The sequence below is a fragment of the Thalassospira lucentensis genome (assembly GCF_032921865.1).
Taxonomy (GTDB): Bacteria; Pseudomonadota; Alphaproteobacteria; order Rhodospirillales; family Thalassospiraceae; genus Thalassospira; species Thalassospira lucentensis_A.
Window position 1 is genome coordinate 729,603 of the sequence record NZ_CP136684.1, and the last position, 21,378, is coordinate 750,980.

At 55.1% G+C, this 21,378-nt stretch carries 24 protein-coding genes; 12 read left to right on the plus strand and 12 right to left on the minus strand.

Going from position 1 to position 21,378, the window contains the following annotated elements; translation table 11 throughout:
* Nucleotides 1–25: 25 nt before the first annotated feature.
* A complete protein-coding gene (locus tag R1T41_RS03955; RefSeq protein WP_317340114.1) occupies nucleotides 26–832 on the plus strand; it encodes an alpha/beta hydrolase in 807 nt (268 codons plus the stop codon).
* A gap of 73 nt (nucleotides 833–905) precedes the next feature.
* On the opposite strand, the gene R1T41_RS03960 is transcribed toward R1T41_RS03955, so the two are convergent.
* Together R1T41_RS03960 and R1T41_RS03965 are read right to left on the minus strand one after the other, a co-directional pair.
* Nucleotides 906–1,442: a carboxymuconolactone decarboxylase family protein gene (locus R1T41_RS03960; RefSeq protein ID WP_317340116.1), complete on the minus strand. Its 537-nt coding sequence runs from the start codon at nucleotides 1,440–1,442 to the stop codon at nucleotides 906–908.
* Between the two features lie 158 nt (nucleotides 1,443–1,600).
* Nucleotides 1,601–2,128: a peroxiredoxin gene (locus tag R1T41_RS03965; RefSeq protein WP_007090070.1), complete on the minus strand. Its 528-nt coding sequence runs from the start codon at nucleotides 2,126–2,128 to the stop codon at nucleotides 1,601–1,603.
* A 166-nt stretch (nucleotides 2,129–2,294) separates the two neighbouring features.
* Between R1T41_RS03965 and R1T41_RS03970 the strand changes: the two genes are divergently transcribed.
* The 10 genes from R1T41_RS03970 (at nucleotide 2,295) to R1T41_RS04015 (ending at nucleotide 10,762) form a co-directional block, all read left to right on the plus strand.
* Nucleotides 2,295–3,218, plus strand: a complete 924-nt coding sequence (locus tag R1T41_RS03970) for a LysR substrate-binding domain-containing protein (protein ID WP_097052012.1) — start codon at nucleotides 2,295–2,297, stop codon at nucleotides 3,216–3,218.
* A gap of 55 nt (nucleotides 3,219–3,273) precedes the next feature.
* Nucleotides 3,274–4,236, plus strand: a complete 963-nt coding sequence (locus R1T41_RS03975; RefSeq protein WP_062948013.1) for a rhomboid family intramembrane serine protease — start codon at nucleotides 3,274–3,276, stop codon at nucleotides 4,234–4,236.
* A gap of 32 nt (nucleotides 4,237–4,268) precedes the next feature.
* On the plus strand, nucleotides 4,269–5,309 hold the full coding sequence (locus R1T41_RS03980) for a zinc-dependent alcohol dehydrogenase family protein (protein ID WP_317340118.1): 1,041 nt from the start codon (nucleotides 4,269–4,271) through the stop codon (nucleotides 5,307–5,309).
* 221 nt (nucleotides 5,310–5,530) lie between these two features.
* A complete protein-coding gene (gene napE, locus R1T41_RS03985; protein ID WP_062948015.1) occupies nucleotides 5,531–5,704 on the plus strand; it encodes a periplasmic nitrate reductase, NapE protein in 174 nt (57 codons plus the stop codon).
* Nucleotides 5,705–5,721: 17 nt separating this feature from the next.
* Complete coding sequence (napF, locus tag R1T41_RS03990; protein ID WP_209220340.1) at nucleotides 5,722–6,249, plus strand: ferredoxin-type protein NapF; 528 nt, start codon at nucleotides 5,722–5,724, stop codon at nucleotides 6,247–6,249.
* Nucleotides 6,242–6,493, plus strand: a complete 252-nt coding sequence (locus R1T41_RS03995; RefSeq protein WP_097052016.1) for a chaperone NapD — start codon at nucleotides 6,242–6,244, stop codon at nucleotides 6,491–6,493. The genes napF and R1T41_RS03995 overlap by 8 nt, the downstream gene beginning before the upstream one ends.
* Nucleotides 6,494–6,535: 42 nt before the next feature.
* Complete coding sequence (gene napA, locus R1T41_RS04000) at nucleotides 6,536–9,040, plus strand: periplasmic nitrate reductase subunit alpha (protein WP_317340122.1); 2,505 nt, start codon at nucleotides 6,536–6,538, stop codon at nucleotides 9,038–9,040.
* 11 nt (nucleotides 9,041–9,051) lie between these two features.
* Complete coding sequence (locus R1T41_RS04005) at nucleotides 9,052–9,516, plus strand: nitrate reductase cytochrome c-type subunit (protein ID WP_317340124.1); 465 nt, start codon at nucleotides 9,052–9,054, stop codon at nucleotides 9,514–9,516.
* Between the two features lie 11 nt (nucleotides 9,517–9,527).
* Nucleotides 9,528–10,118: a cytochrome c3 family protein gene (locus tag R1T41_RS04010; protein ID WP_317340125.1), complete on the plus strand. Its 591-nt coding sequence runs from the start codon at nucleotides 9,528–9,530 to the stop codon at nucleotides 10,116–10,118.
* Between the two features lie 125 nt (nucleotides 10,119–10,243).
* On the plus strand, nucleotides 10,244–10,762 hold the full coding sequence (locus R1T41_RS04015; RefSeq protein ID WP_317340127.1) for a DUF2478 domain-containing protein: 519 nt from the start codon (nucleotides 10,244–10,246) through the stop codon (nucleotides 10,760–10,762).
* 18 nt (nucleotides 10,763–10,780) lie between these two features.
* On the opposite strand, the gene R1T41_RS04020 is transcribed toward R1T41_RS04015, so the two are convergent.
* The 10 genes from R1T41_RS04020 to rfaD all read right to left on the minus strand — a co-directional run bounded on the left by R1T41_RS04020 (nucleotide 10,781) and on the right by rfaD (nucleotide 20,648).
* On the minus strand, nucleotides 10,781–11,527 hold the full coding sequence (locus R1T41_RS04020) for a glutamine amidotransferase-related protein (RefSeq protein ID WP_317340128.1): 747 nt from the start codon (nucleotides 11,525–11,527) through the stop codon (nucleotides 10,781–10,783).
* 158 nt (nucleotides 11,528–11,685) lie between these two features.
* Nucleotides 11,686–12,789: a redox-regulated ATPase YchF gene (gene ychF, locus R1T41_RS04025; RefSeq protein WP_085645850.1), complete on the minus strand. Its 1,104-nt coding sequence runs from the start codon at nucleotides 12,787–12,789 to the stop codon at nucleotides 11,686–11,688.
* Nucleotides 12,790–12,853: 64 nt separating this feature from the next.
* Nucleotides 12,854–13,627: an aminoacyl-tRNA hydrolase gene (pth, locus tag R1T41_RS04030; protein ID WP_317340129.1), complete on the minus strand. Its 774-nt coding sequence runs from the start codon at nucleotides 13,625–13,627 to the stop codon at nucleotides 12,854–12,856.
* Between the two features lie 14 nt (nucleotides 13,628–13,641).
* Complete coding sequence (locus tag R1T41_RS04035; RefSeq protein ID WP_317340131.1) at nucleotides 13,642–14,262, minus strand: 50S ribosomal protein L25/general stress protein Ctc; 621 nt, start codon at nucleotides 14,260–14,262, stop codon at nucleotides 13,642–13,644.
* A 122-nt stretch (nucleotides 14,263–14,384) separates the two neighbouring features.
* Nucleotides 14,385–15,317 (minus strand): ribose-phosphate pyrophosphokinase, encoded by a 933-nt coding sequence (locus R1T41_RS04040; protein WP_317340132.1) that lies wholly within the window; start codon nucleotides 15,315–15,317, stop codon nucleotides 14,385–14,387.
* 317 nt (nucleotides 15,318–15,634) lie between these two features.
* Nucleotides 15,635–16,648, minus strand: a complete 1,014-nt coding sequence (locus tag R1T41_RS04045; protein WP_317340133.1) for a hypothetical protein — start codon at nucleotides 16,646–16,648, stop codon at nucleotides 15,635–15,637.
* 112 nt (nucleotides 16,649–16,760) lie between these two features.
* Complete coding sequence (pgeF, locus tag R1T41_RS04050) at nucleotides 16,761–17,582, minus strand: peptidoglycan editing factor PgeF (RefSeq protein ID WP_317340135.1); 822 nt, start codon at nucleotides 17,580–17,582, stop codon at nucleotides 16,761–16,763.
* A gap of 11 nt (nucleotides 17,583–17,593) precedes the next feature.
* Entirely contained in the window at nucleotides 17,594–18,721 is a 1,128-nt protein-coding gene (locus tag R1T41_RS04055; RefSeq protein ID WP_317340137.1) for a class I SAM-dependent methyltransferase, read from the minus strand.
* The gene (gene lgt, locus R1T41_RS04060) at nucleotides 18,718–19,569 is read right to left on the minus strand and encodes a prolipoprotein diacylglyceryl transferase (protein ID WP_197467415.1); all 852 of its coding nucleotides are present in this window, start codon (nucleotides 19,567–19,569) and stop codon (nucleotides 18,718–18,720) included. Before lgt ends, R1T41_RS04055 begins: the two co-directional genes overlap by 4 nt.
* 92 nt (nucleotides 19,570–19,661) lie before the next feature.
* The gene (gene rfaD / locus R1T41_RS04065) at nucleotides 19,662–20,648 is read right to left on the minus strand and encodes an ADP-glyceromanno-heptose 6-epimerase (RefSeq protein WP_317340139.1); all 987 of its coding nucleotides are present in this window, start codon (nucleotides 20,646–20,648) and stop codon (nucleotides 19,662–19,664) included.
* Between the two features lie 230 nt (nucleotides 20,649–20,878).
* Between rfaD and R1T41_RS04070 the strand changes: the two genes are divergently transcribed.
* The gene (locus R1T41_RS04070; RefSeq protein ID WP_317340140.1) at nucleotides 20,879–21,196 is read left to right on the plus strand and encodes an accessory factor UbiK family protein; all 318 of its coding nucleotides are present in this window, start codon (nucleotides 20,879–20,881) and stop codon (nucleotides 21,194–21,196) included.
* Nucleotides 21,197–21,378: the final 182 nt, after the last annotated feature.

Here is a 21,378-nt window from a genome sequence, read left to right on the forward strand (position 1 = left end):
GAATTACCGATAAATCGGACATATCATGCAAAACGAGAATTTCTACGTTACCGTGGACGGCATCAGTCTGTCCTGTCAGCGGATCATCCCAACCAATGTCAGGCCCGATGCGCCAACGATCCTGTTCCTGCACGAGGCACTCGGCACCATCCGCATGTGGCGCGATTTCCCGGCCAGACTAGCCACCGCAACCGGCCATCCCGTGATTGTCTATGAACGGCGAGGGCACGGCAAATCCGACCCGCACGGCCCGGACGACATCCCCCGCCCTGTCGATTTCCATAACACGGAAACCGATATCTATCTGCACGGACTGATCAGTGGACTTGGCCTAGATCGCCCGATCCTGTTTGGACACAGCGACGGAGCGACCATCGCGCTTAAATATGCCGCCCGCTTCCCGGATAATGTCCGCGCCGTCATCAGCGAAGCCGCACATGTTTTTGTCGAGGACGTCACGATTGCCGGGATCAACGAAGCGGCATCGATCTATGCCAAGACTGACTGGAAATCAAAACTCGAACGCCATCATTTCTTCCAGACCGATGCGGTATTCCGTGCTTGGGTCGATACATGGCGCCAACCGACCTTCCGCGACTGGCAGATGATTGACGAACTGCCCAACATCACCTGCCCGCTTCTGGTCATTCAGGGGAATGACGACCAGTTCGGTAGCGACGAGCAGGTCCATATCATCTGCGACAAAGTCAGCGGCACTGCAACCAAGATGATCCTTGCCGATTGCGGCCATATCCCGCATTTCGATCAGCCCGATCAGATCATTGATGCCAGCCAAAAGCTGCTTCGCCAGATCGAACCGGTTACGGCCTGATCAAACAAAAAAGCCCCGCCTGCATGATGCAGCGGGGCTTTTCGAATGATAGACTGAGTTTGGTGCAGCCGGCTTATTCAGCCAACGCATCCTCGGCATCCAGCACAACCGCGACCGCATGAATCACCGATGCAATGCGCACCGCATTCTGAACGGTTTCTTTTTTGATCCCGGCGGTTTTCAACACTTTCTCGTGGCTGTCGATGCACATGCCGCAGCCGTTGATCGCGGAAACCGCAAGCGAGAACAGCTCGAAATCGGCTTTATCAATGCCCGGCTTGCCGATGATGTTCATGCGCAGGCGTGCGGGCATGGTGGCATATTCGGGTTCGGACACAAGGTGCGTAAAACGATAATAGATATTGTTCATACCCATGATCGCAGCCGCACCCTTGGCTGCCTGAAACGCTTCGTCGCTCAGCTTGTTTTTGGCTTCGGCGGCAACGGCTTTCAAAAGCTTCGCGTTCCGCGATGCATAGGCGCACGCAAGCGCGGTGCCGTAAACCTGCTGATCGGTCATGCCAGGGTTGTTGGCAAGACTGCTAAGGTTCAGCTTCAGATCCTTGGCATAGTCCGGCATAACATCTTTGATTTCGGAAATGGAAGACATTGAAGCATCCCCTTTTGACTGAAGAATGAAATTCAAAACTGAAAAATGCCCGCAGCCATCGTGCACACCGCAAGTCTTGCGGGTACGTGGATTAATTTCACCGATGGACTGAAAGCGGATCCGGGCCAAAACCCGGATCCAAATCGATCTGGAAAACCTTAAAGGGTTGCTTCACCCTGGTTCCAGTTGCACGGGCAGAGCTCGTCAGTCTGCAGCGCATCAAGAATACGCAGGGCTTCCTGCGGGTTACGACCAACCGAAAGGTCGTTGACCTGAACGTGACGGATGATGTTGTCCGGATCGATGATGAAGGTCGCACGCAATGCAACGCCTTCGCCTTTCGCCAGAACACCAAGCGCGTTCGAAAGTTCTTTTTTCTCGTCAGCCAGCCAGACGAACGGGCTGTCGCCCAGGTCTTCGTGGTGGGTACGCCATGCAGCATGGACAAAATCGGTATCGGTCGAGCAACCAAGCAGAACCGCATCACGGTCTTCGAAGTCACCGTTCAGTTCGCCGTAACCAACGATTTCGGTCGGGCAAACAAAGGTGAAGTCTTTCGGCCAGAAGAACAGAATCTTCCATTTGCCTTCATAGGACTTGTCGGTAACCGGTGCGAAGCTGTCCGGACCTTTGCCCGAAACGCCGGTAAGATTGAATTCTGGAAGCGTATCGCCAACTGTAAGCATTTTGGTTACTCCTAACCTTGGTTCAAATTTATCCCAGAGACGGTCCCCGACAGACCGTACAAATTTTGTTCGCAAGTGCAATAATGCACTCCTTGCTGGCGATTTGTAGTTAAATGAACTAACTAAGACCAATAGAATTAATTTCGATGTTCGATAGGAAAAATTTATGGCTGCCCAACCCAGCATCAAGCAGCTCAAATATCTGGTCGCATTGTCGGAAACCGGCCATTTTGGCCGTGCTGCCGAGGCATGCTTTATCACGCAACCCAGCCTGTCGGCTGCCATCAGCGAGCTTGAAAACCTGCTTGGCGCCCAGTTGGTGGAACGCAACAAGCGCCAGGTCCTGATCACCCCGCTTGGCCGCGAGGTTGTTTCGCGGGCGCGAAATATCCTGCAAGAAGTTGACGAACTGACCATGATGGCGCAGTCGGCAACCGAACCGCTTTCAGGCCCGATCAATTTTGGCGTGATCCCGACAATCGGCCCCTATCTTCTGCCCGATGTCATGAACCGCCTTAAATCCGGCTTCCCGAAATTGCAGCCCTTCCTGCGCGAAGACCAGACAGCCAAGCTTGTCGAACTTCTTGCAGCCGGGAAACTCGACATTGCTCTGATCGCCCTGCCGATCGAGGAAAACTGGCTCGAAGAAATGGACCTGTTCGAAGACAGGTTCGTTTTTGCCTGCAGCCCCGACAATCCGCTGACACGCAAAAAGAAAATTGATATCGCTGATATCAAGGATGAAAAGCTTCTGCTTCTTGAAGACGGTCATTGTCTGCGTGATCAAGCACTGGAAGTCTGCCAGAAAGCCGGCTGGAGCAAATCCGCCGATTTCCAGGCGAACAGCCTGTCGACACTGGTTCAGATGGTCGTTGCCGGTATCGGTGCTACCCTCCTTCCGGAAATGTCGCTGGAGGTCGAGGCGCGCCGACCCGACTCGCTTGCCATTCTTCCGTTCCAGAACCCGGTCCCCGTTCGTCGTATCGGACTGGTCTGGCGGCGCAGTTCCGCACGTAAAAAAGAATTCCGCCAGTTGGGAACATATTTGCGCAACACGCTTGAAACCTGCGAACGATCGCATGTCGCCTGATTGCACAGTGACTCCCTGCCTTTTACGGGAAAGCCACGGGACCGGACGATAACCTATGCTGCCAATCAAGGATAACAACCCGACAACCATCACCCCATGGGTGACATATGGCCTGATTGCCGTAAATGTCGTCGTGTTCCTGTTAACCGTATCCCTTGCGCCGCAAAGCCAGTTTCAGGTCAATCTGCAATATGGTGCCATCCCGGCTATCCTGTTCGGGCATGCCCAGTTGCCCCCGCAGCTGGCGGTTTTTCCACCGGGCTTTGAGTTCCTGTCGATATTTAGCGCCATGTTCATGCATGGCGGCTGGATGCATATTGGCGGCAACATGTTGTATCTTTGGGTGTTCGGCAATAATGTCGAAGACGCCATGGGGCATTTCCGGTTTTTGGTGTTTTACCTTGTCTGCGGTATTGCTGCCGCACTTGGTCATGGCCTGCTGGATACAACATCACAAATCCCGATGATTGGCGCATCCGGCGCACTGGCTGGGGTACTCGGTGCATATTTCCTGCTGTTTCCCAAGGCGCGGGTTCTGGTCTGGTTTTTCTGGGTGTTTATCTTTTACGTCCCGGCGGTCGCCGTCCTTGGCCTCTGGATCGGGATGCAGTTTGTCAATCTGTCGAGCGGCGCCGAACAGGGCGTTGCCATTCTGGCTCATATTGCCGGTTTCTTTGCAGGTTTGGTACTGATCCCGTTTTTCAAATATCGCCATATCCCCCTTTGGCAGGGTGGCCCGAAACAGGTTCCGGTTTTTGGTGTTTACCGTCCGGGGCGCAAGGGCAATGCAACCAATACCGCCCCTCCACCCTGGGCTGCTGCCTACGAGGCTGAACGTGCGGCACGCCGCGAACGGATGAAACGCGCCGGGCGCGGGCCATGGGGTCGTGCAGGCGAAACCAATACCGACAAATCCCCATGGGGCCGGTATCAGCCGCCGAAGCCACAATCCAAACCCGGTGTTGGCGTACCGAAAGTTACGCGCTTGCATCGCGGGGATGAACCCGACAATACTTAACCAAAATCTATCATTCGAACCGGGGAACGATCATGCGCGCCGCTTTTTTTACCGAATATCAGGGTCCTGTCGAAGTTCAGAAACTTGACGACCCGACACCGGAAAATGGTGGCGTTGTGATCAAAGTTGGCGCGACGGGGTTATGCCGAAGTGACTGGCACGGCTGGATGGGACATGATTCCGATGTCAAACTTCCCCACGTTCCCGGCCATGAATTTGCAGGCACCATCGAAGCGGTTGGCAAGGATATCAAACGCTGGAAAGTTGGTGACCGGGTCACAGTCCCCTTCGTTTCGGGTTGCGGTCATTGCCCGGAATGTCACAGCGGCAATCATCAGGTCTGCGATCATCAGTTCCAGCCGGGCTTTACCCATTGGGGAAGCTTTGCCGAATATGTCGCGATTGATTATGCCCATACCAATCTGGTGCGCTTGCCCGAAGAAATGGATTTCGCCACCGCCGCCAGCCTTGGTTGTCGTTTCGCAACCAGCTTCCGCGGCGTGATCGATCAGGGCAAAGTCAGTGCCGGTCAAATTGTTGCCGTGCATGGCTGCGGCGGCGTCGGACTTTCGGCGATCATGATTGCCGCGGCGGCCGGTGCGCGTGTCATCGCGGTTGATATCGACGATACCAAGCTTGACCTTGCCCGCGAACTTGGCGCGATAGATATCCTGAACGCCAAAAACTGTGATGACATTCCGTCAGCGATCAGGGATTTGTCCGACGGCGGGGCGCACGTCTCCGTTGATGCCCTTGGCAGTGCGATCACCAGCTTCAATTCGGTGTCATCTTTACGCAAACGCGGCAAGCATATCCAGATCGGACTTATGACCGGCGATCATGCCCATGCCCGCGTTCCGATGGATCGCATTGTCGCCCACGAACTTGAAATCCTTGGTAGTCACGGCATGCAGGCATTCCGCTATGACGCAATGATCGACATGATCATGACCGGCAAACTCGCACCGCAAAAACTGATCAGGGATCGAGTCACCCTGGCCGAGGGCGCAACGGCCTTGATGAATATGGATAATTTTGTCAGCACCGGCGTGACCGTGATCGACCGCTTCTAACACCAATATTGAATATGACAGGCGCCCCGCAGTATAGCCGCACACTTTAGAATACTTACAATTTAAGACTGATCTCTTTTATTATATTATTGGTTGAATGCATTCCGGTTCGTCCTTACGCTCCTTGTGGGTATTTAAATAACTCACAAGAGAACACCGGCTTTCGCAGGGGATACAAAGTGCGAAAGAAACGGTTTCCAGCCTGCAAAGAGAGGGAACCGATGACAGATATTCAAACAATGGATTCCGGCACGCGGCGCAAAACCGAATTGCGCTGTTTTATTCTGCTGGCCGTTGTCCTGGCCCCGGTGCTGGCGGTTGCGCTGGTCGGTGGGCTTGGATTTTCAATCTGGATTTATCAGATGTTTGCCGGACCTCCTGGACCACCGATGTAACATCGGGGAACGTCGCCATGTCATCCGCACCGAAAGTTGCCAGTCGGCGTGCTTTCTTTTCCGGTCTGCGCGGCTTGAATGCAGACACGGGCGGAACGCAAACGCCAATGGTTATCCGACCTCCCTGGGCCTGGCAGTTTGATGAAAGCTGCACTGCCTGCGGGGACTGTATTCCTGCATGCCCGGAAAACATCATCGCCATCGGCAAGGGTGGCCTGCCGGAAATTGATTTTGGAAAGGGCGAATGCACTTTTTGTGATGCCTGTGCCGATGCCTGTTCCGAACCGGTCTTTGATCGTTCGGTTACTGCCCCTTGGCATCTTGACGTTTCCGTAAGCAGCAAATGCTTTGCCGAAAATGGTGTCTATTGCCGTTCTTGCGGTGATGTCTGCCCCGAAAGTGCCATCCACATCATTCCGCAATTGGGCGGTCGCGCCCGCGTATTGATCGACGACGATCTTTGTACCGGCTGTGGTGCCTGTTTTAGCGCCTGTCCGGTTGATGCCATTTCAATCAAACCCGCAACGGAGATAGCCCATGGATGACAAAGTCGGCGTGATCTCCAGCATGATCATTCAGTCTCGCCCTGAAAATATGACAGCAATCAAGGCAGCACTTTTGAAAATGTCCGACACTGAAATCAGTGCCGATGATCCGTCCGGAAAAATCGTTGTCGTGATGGAAGCCGAAAGCGACCGACAGCTCGCCGACGGCATGAAAGAGATCGGCAACATCCCCGGTGTTCTGGGGGTTAACCTGGTCTTCCATCACAATGAAAACACCCAATAACAACCAATAATCCGTCTGACCTTTGGCTCGAGGAAATTAACAATGTTCAAGGCAAAGATATCCCGTCGCGATGCCCTGAAAGCAAAAGCCGCCGCCGTTGCCGCCGCGGCTGCTGGCATCAGTTTGCCTGCTGCGGCACAAAATCTGGTGACTGATTCGGAACACACCCAACTCAAATGGTCAAAGGCCCCCTGCCGGTTCTGCGGCACGGGCTGTTCGGTCATGGTCGCGACCAAGGACAACCATGTGGTTGCCACCCATGGCGATGTCCTGTCCCCGGTTAACCGTGGTCTTAACTGCGTCAAAGGTTACTTCCTGTCAAAGATCATGTATGGCGAAGACCGCCTGACACAGCCGTTGCTACGTAAAAAGAACGGCGTCTATGACAAGAACGGCGACTTTACCCCCGTCTCATGGGACGAGGCTTTTGACGTTATGGCCGAAAAATGGAAAGCCGCACTCAAGGCAAAGGGGCCGACTTCTGTTGGCATGTTCGGGTCTGGCCAATGGACGGTCTGGGAAGGTTATGCCGCCTCCAAACTGATGAAGGCCGGTTTCCGGTCCAACAACCTTGATCCCAACGCACGTCATTGCATGGCGTCCGCCGTTGTCGGTTTCATGCGCACATTTGGCATGGACGAACCGATGGGGTGCTATGACGACATGGAAGCCGCCGATGCCTTTGTGCTTTGGGGATCAAACATGGCGGAAATGCACCCGATCCTCTGGACGCGTGTTACCGATCGCCGCCTGTCAGCCCCTCATGTCAAAGTCGCGGTCCTGTCGACCTATGAGCATCGCTGCTTTGATCTTGCCGACATCCCGATGGTATTCAAACCGCAGACCGATCTGGCGATCCTGAACTATATCGCCAATCACATTATCCAGACTGACCGGGTCAATACCAACTTTGTCAACAAACACACGGTCTTCCGCCGCGGCAACACCGATATCGGTTATGGCCTGCGCCCCGAAGATCCGCGCGAACAGTCGGCCCAAAATGCGTCGGATGCCGGTGGCTCGACCGACATGAGTTTTGACGAGTTCGCCGAGTTTGTTTCGGAATATACCCTTGATAAGGTCCATGAAATGACCGGCGTTCCCAAGGAGCGCCTCGAAGCACTGGCCGAACTTTATGCCGATCCGAAAATCAAGGTCACGTCTTTCTGGACCATGGGCTTTAACCAGCATACCCGCGGGGTTTGGGCCAACAACCTTTGCTACAACATCCATCTTCTGACCGGCAAAATCGCCGAACCGGGCAATTCACCCTTCTCGCTGACCGGGCAACCGTCTGCCTGTGGTACCGCACGCGAAGTCGGCACGTTTTCCCATCGCCTGCCTGCCGATCTGGTGGTGACCAATCCTGAACACCGCAAGCACGCCGAGGAAATCTGGAAACTGCCCGAAGGCACAATTCCCGAAAAGGTCGGCTACCATGCAGTGCTTCAGAACCGGATGCTCAAGGACGGCAAGCTCAACGCGTACTGGGTCCAGTGCAATAACAACATGCAGGCTGGCGCCAACATGAACGAGGAAGGCTGGCCCGGTTACCGCAACCCGGAAAACTTCATTGCCGTTTCCGACGTCTATCCGACCGTCACCTGCGAGGCCGCCGACCTGATCTTGCCGACTGCGATGTGGGTCGAAAAAGAAGGCTGTTATGGCAATGCCGAACGCCGCACGCATATGTGGCATCAGCTTGTCGATGCCCCGGGCGAAGCCAAATCCGATCTGTGGCAATTGATGGAATTTTCCAAACGTTTCGCCATCGAGGAAGTCTGGCCCGAGGAACTTCTGGCCAAGGCACCGGAACTGCGTGGTAAAACCATGTTTGACGTGCTGTTCCAGAACGGACAGGTCAACAAATTCCCGCTTGAGGATACCACACCGGACTATAACAACGCCGAAGCCAAGCATTTCGGTTTCTACGTTCAAAAAGGCCTATTCGAGGAATACGCGACCTTTGGCCGCGGCCATGGTCACGACCTTGCCCCGTTTGATCGATATCACGAGGTTCGAGGTCTGCGCTGGCCGGTAGTCGACGGCAAGGAAACCCTGTGGCGGTATCGTGAAGGCTACGATCCCTATGTCACACCGGGGGCCGGTGTCGAATTTTATGGCCACAAGGATGGCAAGGCACGCATCTTCGCCCTGCCTTATGAACCCGCGGCCGAGAGCCCGGATGAAGAATACCCCTATTGGCTATGTACAGGGCGTGTTCTGGAACACTGGCATTCCGGTTCCATGACTGAACGCGTGCCGGAACTGTATCGGGCCTTCCCCGATGCTCTTTGCTTCCTCCATCCCGACGACGCCGCCGAAATGGGCATGCGCCGCGGTGACGAGGTCCGGGTGATTTCAAGACGGGGTGAAATGCGTACCCGCGTTGAAACACGCGGCCGTAACAAACCGCCGCGTGGCCTGATCTTTGTGCCGTGGTTCGATGCAAGCCAGCTGATCAACAAGGTCACGCTGGATGCAACCGACCCGATGTCCAAACAGACGGATTTCAAGAAATGCGCCGTCCGTCTGGAAAAGGTGTGAGGGAGGAAACCATGAAAATAACCCCGAAATGGCTCATGGCGCTGGCGATTATTGCAATTGCTGGCGCGGCATATGCCGCCGAACCGATCACCACCCTGCGCAATACCGCCCCCGATCAGGAAAGCGCGGCCCCACGGATCAGCAACTTCGAGGATACGGACCAGAAACGTCCGCGCAATTATCCCGAACAGCCGCCAACCATCCCGCACGATATCGAAGGATATCAGATCGATAAAAACGCCAATAAATGCCTGTCATGCCATGCGCGGTCGCGCACCGGCGAAAGTGGTGCACCGATGGTTTCGATCACCCATTTCATGGATCGGGACGGTCAGTTTTTGGCCGCGGTCAGCCCGCGGCGCTATTTCTGCACGCAGTGCCATGTGTCCCAACGTCAGGTCGAGCCGCTGGTCGGCAACAGCTTTGTCGATATTGATGCATTGCTGCCCAACAACAGCACGCGGATCGCGGAATAGGGAGATTGCCAATGTTCGATCTTCTGAAACGCTACTGGAAGGTCCTGAATTCACCAAGTGTGCATTTCAGCCTCGCCTTTTTGACGCTGGGCGGCTTCGTTGCCGGTGTTATCTTCTGGGGTGGGTTCAACACCGCACTTGAAGCAACAAATACCGAAAAGTTCTGCATTTCATGTCATGAAATGCGGGACAACGTTTTTGCCGAACTTAAATCAACCATCCACTATTCCAACCGGTCCGGTGTGCGCGCCACCTGTCCGGATTGTCATGTTCCGCATGAATGGACTGACAAGATTGCCCGTAAAATGCAGGCATCCAAGGAAGTCTGGGGCAAGATTTTCGGCACCATCAGCACACGCGACAAGTTTGTTGAAAAGCGTCTTGAACTGGCCCAGCACGAATGGGCCCGGCTGAAAGCCAACAATTCGCTGGAATGCCGTAACTGCCATTCTGCTGAATCGATGGACATAACCCGCCAAAGCCCCCGTGCCGTCGAAGCGCACGAGAAATTTTTGTTCCCCGGACAAAAGACATGTATCGACTGTCACAAAGGGATCGCGCATCATCTGCCTGACATGTCGGGTGTTCCCGAGTGGCAGTAACCGATTTTACGGCGTGATCGTATCTGTGTGGCGATCACGCCGAAATCCGCGCGAAGGACGAACGATGACGTTGACGATACTTGGTGGTACCGAAATTTTGCCAAATGGCGACCGGGGATAAATCCATGCTGGCTGGTATCCCCTTTCTTCCCAAAGACGGTATCGACGATCTGCTGGACGGTGTTGCAAACCATGTCATTGCCAAGGGGCAACGCGTGGCGGGTTATGTGCAGAAACGCCGTGCTGACCGTGATTGCGGGACGCTGGTATATGTCCGCAATCTTGGCACCGGTCATGAAATGCCGATTACCAAAAACCGCGGTTCAATGGCGCGCGGCTGCAAGCTTGATGGCGATGCACTGGCAACCCTGTCAGAACAGCTTGAAGGCGATCTGGATCATGCCCCCGATATCCTGATCATCGGGCGGTTTGGACGCAGCGAAGCCGACGGGCGCGGATTGCGCGACGTGATATCAAAGGCAATGGATTTGGGAATTCCGGTACTGGTCGGTGTTCGCGATGAATATGACGCCGCCTGGCAGGACTTCCACGGTGGCTATGCCCAAACCCTGCCCTTTGACGAGGCCTCAATCATCACCTGGTGGCAGGAACAGGCACAGGAACGCGAAACCCAGAACGCCTGACGACCATAAGGTCGCATCCTAAACGCTGCATGCACCAAGGCTTGAATCGACAATAACCCGCTCGTCGATCAGCACACGCGTCGCAAAACCTTCAAACCACGCGCCAAATGCCGCGTCATATTTCGCGCGCCCGGCACGTTGCTGATCAGGGTTCTGACCATTCGGTCGTTCCGTCTTCTCCGCCGATTTCGCAAGCCAGCGTTCATGCGTTTCGTCATCGACTTCAGGATGGAACTGAATGCCCCAGATGCGGTTATCTATATGATAGGCTTGATTGGGGAAAACCGAACCGCGGGCCATTAGTTCAGCCCCGTTAGGAAGCTCGAACCCTTCACTATGCCAGTGATAAACCATCATTTCATTTGGGAAGAGGTCACGCCCGGCTTCGGTTGCCTCAACCGGGTAATAACCGATTTCGGTCATTCCGTCGGAACGGGGTGAAACTGAAGCCCCCAGATGGCGCGCCATCAATTGCGCACCAAGGCAAATGCCCAGATACATCGCATTGCTGTTCACGACATGGGGCAGCCATTCCATGATTCTGGCAACATTGGCTTCATGATCATCATTGGCACTCATCGGGCCACCAAAGACAATCGCCAGATGGTAGCCCGCCATATCGGTTGGTAATGCGTCGCCTTCACCCGGACGGCGAATATCAAACTCATACCCGTACCGCCGCAAAACGGCCCCCACCCGACCGGGCTGACCCGTGGCAGAGTTGAAAACCATCAAAACGCGCCTGACAGGACTTAATTCGTTCATACCGACCTCGTTGCTGCGACAGCGAAATGTTGGCGGTTTAGAACCGTTTTGACAAGCCCCGAGACCCTAAAAGGCAAAACAACATGACAAAAGGCCACCGCATTTCCGCGATGGCCTTCGTGGTATTTCCCAATCGTCATATAATGCCGAAAAACGGCTTAGACGTTGAATTTAAAGTGGAAGATGTCACCGTCCTTGACGATGTAGGTCTTGCCTTCCTGACGCAGCTTACCGTTATCACGCGCACCGGCTTCACCGTTAAATGCGATGAAATCGTCATAGGCGATGGTTTCGGCCTTGATGAAACCGCGTTCAAAATCCGTATGGATCACGCCAGCCGCGTTCGGGGCGGTTGCGCCAGAATGAACCGTCCATGCGCGTGCCTCTTTCGGGCCAACGGTGAAGAAGGTCAAAAGGTTCAGCAGCTTGTAGCCTTCGCGAATAACACGCGCCAGACCGGTTTCTTCAAGACCAAGGCCTTCGAGGAATTCTTTCTTGTCTTCGGCACTATCGAGAAGGGCAACTTCGGACTCAATCGCGGCTGAAATCACGACCGAACGCGCACCCTGAGAAGCGGCCATTTCGGCAACCTTGGCCGAAAGCGCATTGCCATCGGCCGCACTGTCTTCGTCGACGTTGCAGGCATAAAGGACCGGCTTGCTGGTCAGAAGCTGCAACATGCGAAACGCCTTGGCTTCGTCTTCGTTGTTGATTTCAACAACACGGGCCGGCTTGCCTTCGCGCAGAGCTTCAAGCGTACGTTCGATCAGTTCCAGCGACAGCTTGGCGTCTTTATCGCCACCCTTGGCACGTTTCTGAAGGCCGGTAACGCGCTTTTCAAGGCTGTCCATATCGGCCAGCATCAATTCGGTTTCGATGGTTTCCGCATCGCGTACGGGATCGACCGAACCTTCGACATGGGTGATGTCGCCGTCTTCGAAGCACCGCAGAACATGCACGATCGCATCGGTTTCGCGGATATTGGCCAGGAACTGGTTGCCAAGCCCCTCGCCCTTCGAAGCACCGCGCACCAGACCCGCGATATCAACGAATTCAAGCTGGGTCGGGATGATGGTCGCCGACTTGCCGATGGCTGCAATCTTGTCAAGGCGTTCATCAGGGACGCTGACCCGACCGGTGTTCGGTTCGATGGTACAGAACGGGAAGTTCGCTGCCTCGGCAGCAGCCGTCTGTGTCAGGGCGTTAAACAGGGTCGATTTACCAACGTTGGGCAGACCGACAATACCGCATTTGAATCCCATCTTTTCTGGGCTCCGTCACTTCTAATGTGTCTGAAACAGGATGGGGAAGGCCCCGATCCCGATGCTATTTTTTTTTGTTAAAGGCGCGTGCCAGTGCCTGCGCCATGGCGGTTGCGGCGTTGCTGACCGGGGTGTCGGGCTTGCCTTCGACCTCCGGCGCGTCAGACGCACCTTTATCTTCGATCTTGCCGTCGCCTTCTTTTACAGCGTCGGCCAATTGTTCACCCGCCGCAGCCGGTTTCCGCTTTTTCTCGGCCTTGGGTTTTGGCGGCGAGACAATGTGCGAAACCTTGCTCATAAAGCCGCCGTCGTCCCCCTTGACGAGACGCGGGAATTCAAGCGCGACACCATCCAGCAGCGCCATAAGCCAGCCGTTCTGTTCGGCCTTGGAAAAATCGCCCAGAACATGCCCGTGAACACGTTCCTTTTCTCCGGGATGGCCAATGCCAAGCCGCACGCGGCGATATTCCTTGCCACAATGGGCGTCGATGGATCGCAATCCGTTATGCCCGCCATGGCCGCCGCCGCGTTTGACGCGCAGCTTGCCCGGTGGAAGATCCAGCTCGTCATGCAGGACAATAACGTCTTCGATCGGAATTTTGTAAAAACGCAGGACTTCACCAACACTTTGCCCTGAAAGGTTCATGAAAGTTTCAGGCTTTAACACCAGAACTTTTTGACCGTTCACTTCACCTTCGGACAATTGCCCCTGAAATTTCTTGCGCCAGGGGCCAAAAGAATGACGGCGGACGAGTTCGTCCGCCGCCATAAAGCCGATATTGTGGCGATTGGCGGCATATCCCGAACCCGGGTTCCCCAATCCAATCACCAGTAACATCGTAGACCTCGATCTTATTCTTCGGTCGCTTCTTCGTCGTCGTCGCTTTCGGCATTTTCTTCCGATTTCAGCGCAGACGGAGCAGCAACAGTCGCAACCGTGAAGTCACGGTCGGTAATGGTGAGTTCGACACCTTTCGGCAGTTTGATCGCCGAAATGTGAATCGAGTCGCCAACTTCGACACCAGTCAGATCGAAGACGAGTTCTTCCGGAATGGCACTCGGTGCGCATTCGACTTCGACATCGTGACGAACGATGTTCAGAACGCCGCCTTTTTTCAGACCCGGGGATTTCTCTTCGTTAACGAAGCGAACCGGGACTTCAACGGTCATGGTCTGACCTTTTGCGAAACGCAGGAAGTCGACATGGATCGGCGCATCCGTCACTTTGTCGAACTGTACGTCGCGTGGCAGGACTTCGTAGGTTTCTTTGCCAATCTTGACATCAAGAATGTGCGAGAAGAAACCCTGCTTGTGCAGAAGTTTGTTGAGCGGACGCGGGTCAATCTGGAACAGAACAGGTTCCTGTTTTGCTCCGTAAATGACACCAGGGACCATACCGGCACGACGCACGGCACGGGCGGCCCCCTTTCCGGCCCGTTCACGGATTTCCGCAGTGATAACAGTGTTTGCCATCGGAAAATCTCCTTGAACTAAAAACATATTGCGACCGTGGGCTGGTGCAAATCACCGGTGAAAACCCACGAAAGCAAACGCGCTGGCCTCCAGGGGTGCCAGCGCAGCAGCGCCTTATACCCTCAATCGAAAAGAACGGAAACAGATTTTTCTTCCGAAATTCGACGAATGGCTTCGGCCATCAAAGGCGCAATCGGAAGCTGACGAATTTTCGAGCAGCCACGTACCGCTTCAGACGCCTTGATCGAGTTCGTCGTCACAACCTCGGTCATTGGCGAATTGGCGATACGTTCAACAGCCGGGCCCGACAGAACGCCATGCGAAACATAGGCCGCAACCGATGCCGCACCGCGCTCTTTAAGGGCGGTCGCCGCATTGCAAAGGGTCCCTGCCGAATCAACGATGTCGTCAACCAGAATGCAGGCAGCATCCTTGACGTCACCGATAACATGCATGACTTCCGACACACCGGCCTGCGGGCGACGTTTGTCGATGATCGCCAGTTCCGCATCCAGACGTTTTGCAACGGAACGCGCACGTGCCACACCACCGACGTCAGGGCTGACGATCACCAGTTTCTGGCCTTCGAACTTGTTGCGGATGTCGCTGGTCAGTACCGGGGACGCAAACAGGTTATCGAGCGGAATATCGAAGAAGCCCTGAATCTGACCGGCATGAAGGTCCATGGTCAGAACGCGGTCTGCACCGGCAACCGTGATCAGGTTGGCAACCAGTTTGGCCGAAATCGGGGTACGGGGACCCGATTTACGATCTTGGCGCGCATAACCGAAATACGGAAGAACGGCAGTGATACGACGGGCCGAACCACGGCGCAGTGCATCAAGAACCACCAGAAGTTCCATCAGATGGTCGTTTGCAGGGAAAGAGGTGCTCTGAATGACAAAAACGTCCTCACCGCGGACGTTTTCCTGTATTTCACACCAGATTTCCTGATCGGAGAATCGCTTGAGATCTGCACGGGTCAGCGGCAGGTTCAAGTGATCAGCAATAGCCTCAGACAGCGGGCGGTTGCTGTTACAAGCGAGGATCTTCATGGCGGGGCCTCGGTTAATGGGTGCCGGGAAAGTGAATAAATCTAATGTCCTGTACGGTACAGGCCGGATGCAAACTTGCCGGTAACAGATCCCGTCACGTCTTTCCTGTCGTCCACCTGACCGTAAAATTCGGCGCTTTCGCCTTCCGGTCCAACGACATATCCACGACACTCAAAGACCAATAATTAGCAAGTCCACATATCAGTGAACCGCGGCGGTGTTATAACCAGCCGTTAACAGTCTGTAAATGGTCGCGGTACCGAATATCGACAAGGCAGTCATGCAGATTGACGCAATTCAGAACGATAAACCCGCCATCAGCGCGACGATACCGTCTTTTTATCGGATTTCAGGATCATGCCCTTTTTTCGGGCCACCTGATTAAGCGCACCTTCAAGCGCATCGACGGCCGCCTGTGCCGCAATCGATGCCACCGATCCCCAGCGTTCATCAAGCCGGCCACGCGGCACGACATTGTTTTGCGCCATCTGGCCCAATTCGGTGCCATCCGGGTCCATGATCACCCAGTCGATCTGAACCTGATCAAGCGGTGTGGTGGTTTTGCGTTCCACCGGTTTAACCGAAATGGTCGCCGACAATATGATTGATCTGTCGTCAATCGCATCGTCAACCTCGATCCCCTTGGCCCGCAACAGAGCCCCTGCCGACCTTGCCAGTGCCTCGTTACCGTCGCCCGGTGCTCCGGCAAAATCAACAAGCGCGATCTTGACCACGGGCGCCCCGGCAAGCTGGGAACGATCGCCTGAAATCAGAAACGCGATCCGCTCGGCCGGTTTGGCCACCAGTTCATCATAGGCCTTTTCTGCCGGATCAACCTTTTCCCCTTTTAGGTCACGAACCTTGTCGACAAGCTCCTTGGGCACGGCAAGGTTGGTTTCTTCGGGTCCGCTCGGAACTTGTGCAAACCAGTAGTCGGACTGCAATTCACCGGCACCGCGCGCGGTATCAATCGCCAATCCTTCCGGATTCATCAAAACCCACGTGACATCGATATAGGCAGCATCCCCTTCGGCAAGGCGGGATTCGACATTGGGCCGCAGAATGAAATCGCCGCCGATCTGGCTGTCGCTATAGGCCGGGATATCAAGATTGCGAAGCGCGCGCGCCATGGCACGCGTCAAATGAACAGATGCCCCTTCCGGCAGGTCGTCGCCAATCTCGACCCGGACCGTATTGGTATCGCGCAGCTCAAGCAGGGCCGGATCGCCCTCCCGCCCGGCCCCCTCGAACGGGCGCGGCAAATCACCGCAAGCCGCAAGCGGCACAACAAGCATCATGACAAGGGGCAAAATCCGGATTGCAGAAATCATCTATTCAAATTCACCGCGTCACATCAAAACGCAGCCAACCATGGCTGCAATGATCATAAAGAAGAACAGCATGATCAAATGGGGCATAGCATGTTTCCTCGCAATCCCGGGATCAGGAACCGGTCAGCATGATCGCTGATAACTGCCGTCCGTAATCGGGTTCGCCGCGAAGCGTCGTCCGGCGATAGCTGTAAAACAATTCTTCTTCGGCAAGGGTATCGCGTGCCACCAGTTCGACGGCTTTAATACCGGTCACCATGGTCCGGCGACGCACATATTCCGGCAGATCGAACATGAAATGACCATCGCGTACTGATGGATCAAAAAGATCCTCGTCCCCGGCTGGTCCCGACAATATCGTATCGCGGAACTTGGCATCGACTTCGTATGACGGGCGCGCAATGCACGGCCCAACCACAGCCGATATACTATCACGCGACGCGCCTAGTTTTTCCATGGCAGTGACGGTTGCCTCGGATATCCCGGCAAACGATCCGCGCCATCCCGAATGGCACGCCCCGATCACACCGGCCTTTGCATCATGAAACAAAACAGGTGTGCAGTCGGCAGTCAGGATACCCAACATCACATCAGGCCGGTCGGTTACCATCGCGTCGGCCTTGGGCGCTTCTTCGCGATCAAGCGGGCGTTTTAGCACCGCGACATCAATCCCGTGCACCTGATAAACTGTGGTTAGACGGTCGGCCTTCGTACCGAATGCCTTTGCTGCACGTGCGCGATTTTCCGCAACCCGTTCACGGCTGTCATCGGATCCGAAACCGACATTTAGTCCGCTATGGATGCCGTCACTCACCCCGCCCTTGCGAGTCAGGAAACCATGACGCAGGCCATCTTTATTCTGCAGGCTTTCGGCCTCAATCCACATCAGGCCATCAGAATTGCGTTCAATTCCACGGGTCGTCTGGCTGGACATCGAAAACTCCGTTATCCCTCGGCGCCGCTAACACAGGGCGGCGGTGCAGTTTCGCGACCATATCCGATCAGCACTTTAAAAAGTGTTCCCATCTGATCGGCATCAATCAGGCGCGCAAGGGCCGCGTCAATCGACCTCGCCTGCGCGTCATCGGCATTCTCTTTCAAAAGTTCGGCACGCTGTTCTATCCCCAGCATCCTAAGGAACGTACCCTGGGTCAGAACCGCCCCGATCCGCGCATCTGCCTCAAGCATCGCCCGTCCGATAGCAGCAAAATCGACATGCGCGGTCAGATCCGCATCACCGGGCTGTTCGAGAACCGGATGATATTTATGGTCCTTAAGCGCCTGCAAAGTGTCGCCAAACGCGCTATGCGGATGGCCGTAATCGATAAACAATGCCGCCCCGCCAGCCTCGTTCAGACGGCGCGCGACCTGATCGGCAATCGCAATCGCCGCCGGGCAGCTTTCGAAAATATCGCCGGGCTTTGCGGTTCCGCGCAGGGTCGCCGGAACCAGCGCATCGGTCACCGGCGTTGCCGCTCCGCGCACGAACCCAAGTTCGCCTGTATTTGCATCCACACCGACCAGCCGTTCGGACCAGCCATGAGATGCGCGTTCAAACTGACGAATTGGCAGGGCATCGAAAAACTCGTTGCCGATCACAATCATCGGCGCATTGCCGCCCGACGGAATATCGTCAAATGCCTCGTGCCAGGTTGCCGGAATGCCATAGGGCATGATCGCGGTTTGCTGATGGGTTCTAAGGACCGGACTAGTTTCAACAAACCGCACGGTTAACGCATCGGAAAGCCCCGGTACATTACGCACCGCGCGCAGGGCATCGGCCATCAATGTGCCACGCCCCGGTCCCAGTTCCACAAGGTTGACCTTGCGCGGGCTTCCCATCTGCTGCCACGTTACCGCCGCCCACAGCCCTATAAGTTCGCCAAACATCTGGCTGATTTCGGGTGCGGTAATGAAATCGCCCTTGCGTCCGAACGGGTCCTGTTTGCGGTAATAGCCGTGCTCGGGATGGGCCAACGCCTCGTTCATGAAATCGGCAATCGTGATCGGCCCGTCAAGCGCGATCCGCCGTTTCAAATGGTCGAGCAATGGTTTGTCGGAAGTCCCGGTCACGCCTTCTGTCCGTCTTTTGCCTGATCGTCTTTCGGAAGTTTCCGTGTTTCAATCGGTGCGGCTTTCATCGCATAGATAATGCCACCCACCCCGACAAGAACCATCGGGATCGACAACAACTGCCCCATGGTTGCCCCGAATGTCAGGAAACCAAGCTGTGCATCTGGTTGACGGAAAAACTCGACGATGATGCGCGAAATGCCATAACCGGCGACGAACGTTCCGCCAAGTATCCCCGGACGATGGCGGACATAGGCGCTACGCGACAGGGCGAACAGGACGATAAACAGGATCAGACCTTCAAGCGCTGCCTCGTAAAGCTGGCTGGGGTGGCGTGGTTCCGGCCCGCCATGCGGGAACACCATGCCAAGCGGGGAATCAGTTACACGGCCAAACAGCTCGCCATTGATGAAATTGGCGATCCGCCCGAAAAACAGCCCGATCGGGGTTGCCACCGCCGCCGCATCCAGCACCGCCAGAATGGAAATACCGCGTTTACGCGCAAACAGGATGATCGCAACGATCACGCCCATGAACCCGCCATGGAACGCCATGCCACCCTGCCACACCTTCAGGATATTGGCCGGGTTTTCAATGTAATATTCCAGATTGTAAAACAGGATATATCCCAGCCGTCCGCCAAGAATGACGCCAAGCGTCGCCCAGAAAAGCAAATCATCGATGTCGCGTTTGCTCATGATATTGGGCGTCTTGGTGCAGTAATAGACGACATAACGCCAGCCAAGCAGCAACCCGGCAATATAGGCAAGGGCATACCAGCGGATTGCAATCGGACCGATAGAGATCGCGATCGGATCAATCGCCGGAAAGGCTAGGCTTAGCATCAGGGGAAACTCCGTGACGTATGTGTGTTGATTTACCGACTGGTCGCAAACGATCAGGGCAGGAACATGGCAAGCCGTCCCCGCCCTGCATCGGCTTAACGGAACGGGTCCTCGGTCACGAGGTAATCCTGAATATATTGACGCACCCCTTCTTCAAGCGGGGTCATGTTCGCTCCGTATCCGCGCGCACGCAGCTTGGCCATATTGGCCTCGGTGAAATACTGGTATTTGTCGCGGATGCTTTCGGGGGTTGGCACGTACTGGATATCGGGTTCCTTGCCGATCGCGCTAAACACCGAAAGTGCCAGATCCTTGAAGCTACGCGCCTTGCCAGTCCCAACATTAAACAGGTCACTGACCTGCGGATTGTCGTAAAGCCACATGATGATGTCGACAACATCCCCGACCCAGACAAAATCGCGAAGCTGCCCGCCATCCTCGTAATCGGGATGGTGCGATTTGAAAAGGGTTGCGGTTTCACCCGCCGAAAGCTTGTCAAACATCTGTGACACTACCGACCGCATGCCGCCCTTGTGATATTCGTTCGGGCCATAGACGTTAAAGAATTTAAGTCCGGCCCACTGTTTCGGTCGGAAACCGTTCTGATCAAGGATGGTCCGGAACCGGCGATCGGTTGCATGTTTCGACCAGCCATAGGCATTAAGCGGTGCCAGTTTTGCCAGATCGGCCTGATCGAAACTGTCGTCAAAGCCCTGCTTGCCATCGCCATAGGTCGCCGCCGACGACGCATAGATCAAACGTGACGAATGCCGTGCGCACCATTCCCAAAGCCATGTCGTCAGCTTGTAATTGTTCTGTACGATCTTGTCCGCGTCGCGTTCGGTCGTGGCCGAAATCGCGCCCATGTGGAAAATCGCGTCAACGTCGTTATTATGCGCTTCAAGGAACGCCGGAAGATCATCCGGATGCACGATATCGCGCAGATTACGCTTGGCGATGTTTTTCCATTTGATCCCGTCGCGCAGGCGATCAACAACCACAATGTCGGTTTCGCCGCGTTCTTCAAGGGCCACCACGATATTGGACCCGATAAATCCGGCTCCTCCGGTTACGATCAGCATTGCATTCTCCTCGCGGCGCCTTGTCTTATGCAGCCTTTTGGGCAGTAGATTGTAAAAACTGACAACTTTATAGGCCCCGCCCTGATCTGGAGCAAGAAAAGCTGTTTGTTTTTCCTCTATATCCGGCGGATCGACGATCAACTTGCCTTGATAACCCTAACACCCATATTATGCGCATGTTTTGCGGATATGCCGTAACAGCTGATATTGCCCGAAAGACGGAGACAAAGATGCAGATCAATAACCGTATTCTTGACGACCTGACCCGTGTCACCAATTCCGCACTGGGCACCATGACCGGCATGAAGGGCGAGATCGATGCACTTGTCCGTCAGCAGTTTGAAAAGATTCTGGCCGGTATGGATATGGTTACACGCGAAGAATTTGACGTCGTGCACGATGTCGCGATCCGTGCTGCCGAACGTATTGACGGCCTCGAAGCCAGAATTGCCGAACTTGAACAACGTCTGGCAAAGGCCGAGAAACCGGTGGCAAAAACGGCTCCCAAACGCGCCAGCAGCAAACCGGCTGCAAAAAAAGACGCATAACCGGGAAATCATCCCCACATACAGGCAAGGAAAGCCGTTCATAACAGGGTCGCGGAAAGGTCGGCCGGGAACCGCGGATTGCCGATCACATGAAATTCATTTCTGTCCTGCGTCGCGGGGCGGTTGAAACGCGGCGGGCACCGGCATATAGTGCGCGCCCTTTCGCATATGCAGAGACTGGC

Coding starts and splice junctions, on each gene's coding strand:
- R1T41_RS03955 (WP_317340114.1), top strand. CDS start 26: ATGCAAAACGAGAATTTCTACGTTACCGTGGACGGCATCAGTCTGTCC.
- R1T41_RS03960 (WP_317340116.1), bottom strand. CDS start 1,442: ATGTCTTCCATTTCCGAAATCAAAGATGTTATGCCGGACTATGCCAAG.
- R1T41_RS03965 (WP_007090070.1), bottom strand. CDS start 2,128: ATGCTTACAGTTGGCGATACGCTTCCAGAATTCAATCTTACCGGCGTT.
- R1T41_RS03970 (WP_097052012.1), top strand. CDS start 2,295: ATGGCTGCCCAACCCAGCATCAAGCAGCTCAAATATCTGGTCGCATTG.
- R1T41_RS03975 (WP_062948013.1), top strand. CDS start 3,274: ATGCTGCCAATCAAGGATAACAACCCGACAACCATCACCCCATGGGTG.
- R1T41_RS03980 (WP_317340118.1), top strand. CDS start 4,269: ATGCGCGCCGCTTTTTTTACCGAATATCAGGGTCCTGTCGAAGTTCAG.
- napE (WP_062948015.1), top strand. CDS start 5,531: ATGACAGATATTCAAACAATGGATTCCGGCACGCGGCGCAAAACCGAA.
- napF (WP_209220340.1), top strand. CDS start 5,722: ATGTCATCCGCACCGAAAGTTGCCAGTCGGCGTGCTTTCTTTTCCGGT.
- R1T41_RS03995 (WP_097052016.1), top strand. CDS start 6,242: ATGGATGACAAAGTCGGCGTGATCTCCAGCATGATCATTCAGTCTCGC.
- napA (WP_317340122.1), top strand. CDS start 6,536: ATGTTCAAGGCAAAGATATCCCGTCGCGATGCCCTGAAAGCAAAAGCC.
- R1T41_RS04005 (WP_317340124.1), top strand. CDS start 9,052: ATGAAAATAACCCCGAAATGGCTCATGGCGCTGGCGATTATTGCAATT.
- R1T41_RS04010 (WP_317340125.1), top strand. CDS start 9,528: ATGTTCGATCTTCTGAAACGCTACTGGAAGGTCCTGAATTCACCAAGT.
- R1T41_RS04015 (WP_317340127.1), top strand. CDS start 10,244: ATGCTGGCTGGTATCCCCTTTCTTCCCAAAGACGGTATCGACGATCTG.
- R1T41_RS04020 (WP_317340128.1), bottom strand. CDS start 11,527: ATGAACGAATTAAGTCCTGTCAGGCGCGTTTTGATGGTTTTCAACTCT.
- ychF (WP_085645850.1), bottom strand. CDS start 12,789: ATGGGATTCAAATGCGGTATTGTCGGTCTGCCCAACGTTGGTAAATCG.
- pth (WP_317340129.1), bottom strand. CDS start 13,627: ATGTTACTGGTGATTGGATTGGGGAACCCGGGTTCGGGATATGCCGCC.
- R1T41_RS04035 (WP_317340131.1), bottom strand. CDS start 14,262: ATGGCAAACACTGTTATCACTGCGGAAATCCGTGAACGGGCCGGAAAG.
- R1T41_RS04040 (WP_317340132.1), bottom strand. CDS start 15,317: ATGAAGATCCTCGCTTGTAACAGCAACCGCCCGCTGTCTGAGGCTATT.
- R1T41_RS04045 (WP_317340133.1), bottom strand. CDS start 16,648: ATGATTTCTGCAATCCGGATTTTGCCCCTTGTCATGATGCTTGTTGTG.
- pgeF (WP_317340135.1), bottom strand. CDS start 17,582: ATGTCCAGCCAGACGACCCGTGGAATTGAACGCAATTCTGATGGCCTG.
- rfaD (WP_317340139.1), bottom strand. CDS start 20,648: ATGCTGATCGTAACCGGAGGAGCCGGATTTATCGGGTCCAATATCGTG.
- R1T41_RS04070 (WP_317340140.1), top strand. CDS start 20,879: ATGCAGATCAATAACCGTATTCTTGACGACCTGACCCGTGTCACCAAT.